This window comes from Streptococcus sp. 1F3 (genome assembly GCF_054968985.1).
On sequence record NZ_JBUEQR010000091.1, the window covers coordinates 1 to 1,466 of the forward strand.

General features: G+C 40.7%; 1 protein-coding gene. It reads right to left on the reverse strand.

Annotated features, from left to right (window positions below):
* The coding region (locus ACVPON_RS08365) for a DUF445 family protein (protein WP_462878173.1) at window positions 1–1,448 on the reverse strand (1,448 nt) is incomplete at its 3' end.
* Between the last annotated feature and the right edge of the window lie 18 nt (window positions 1,449–1,466).

Consider the following 1,466-nt stretch of genomic DNA (forward strand, 5'->3'; position numbering starts at 1 on the left):
TCTGAAACAGATTCACTTACAGATTCTGAGATAGACTCTGATACTGATTCGCTTACAGATTCTGAGATGGATTCTGATACTGACTCGCTTACAGATTCTGAGATGGATTCTGATACTGACTCGCTTACAGATTCTGAGATGGATTCTGACACAGATTCGCTTACAGATTCTGAAATAGATTCTGACACAGATTCGCTTACAGATTCTGAAATAGATTCTGACACAGATTCGCTTACAGATTCTGATACTGACTCACTTACAGATTCGCTCACTGATTCTGAGATAGACTCTGACACAGATTCGCTTACAGATTCTGACACAGATTCGCTTACAGATTCTGAGATAGACTCTGACACAGACTCGCTTACAGATTCTGAGATGGATTCTGACACAGACTCACTTACAGATTCTGATACTGACTCACTTACAGATTCTGATACAGATTCTGAAATAGATTCTGAAATAGATTCTGAAATAGATTCTGACACAGACTCGCTTACAGATTCTGAGATAGACTCGCTTACAGATTCTGAGATAGACTCTGATACTGACTCGCTTACGGATTCTGAGATAGACTCTGATACTGACTCACTTACGGATTCTGAGATAGATTCTGATACTGACTCGCTTACAGATTTTGAAATAGATTCTGACACAGATTCGCTTACAGATTCTGATACAGACTCGCTCACTGATTCACTGATGGATTCTGATACAGACTCGCTCACTGATTCACTGATGGATTCTGATACAGATTCACTTACAGATTCTGAGATGGATTCAGAGACTGATTCTGATACGGACTCACTTACAGATTCTGAAATGGACTCAGACACAGACTCACTTACGGATTCTGATACAGATTCGCTCACTGATTCTGAGATGGATTCTGATACAGATTCACTTACAGATTCTGAGATAGACTCTGATACTGACTCGCTTACAGATTCTGAAATGGACTCGGATACTGACTCACTTACGGATTCTGAGATGGACTCTGAGACTGACTCGCTTACAGATTCTGAAATGGACTCGGATACGGATTCACTGACAGATTCTGAGATAGACTCGGATACTGACTCGCTTACAGATTCTGAGATGGATTCTGAAATGGACTCAGACACAGACTCGCTTACGGATTCTGAGATGGATTCTGATACAGATTCGCTCACTGATTCTGAGATGGATTCTGATACAGATTCGCTTACAGATTCTGATACAGATTCACTTACAGATTCTGAGATGGACTCTGATACTGACTCACTTGCAGATTCTGAGATAGATTCAGAGACTGACTCGCTTACAGATTCTGAGATAGACTCTGATACTGACTCACTTACAGATTCTGATACAGATTCACTTACGGATTCTGAGATAGACTCTGATACAGATTCGCTTACAGATTCACTGATGGATTCAGAAACTGATTCGCTTACGGATTCTGAGATAGATTCAGAGACTGACTC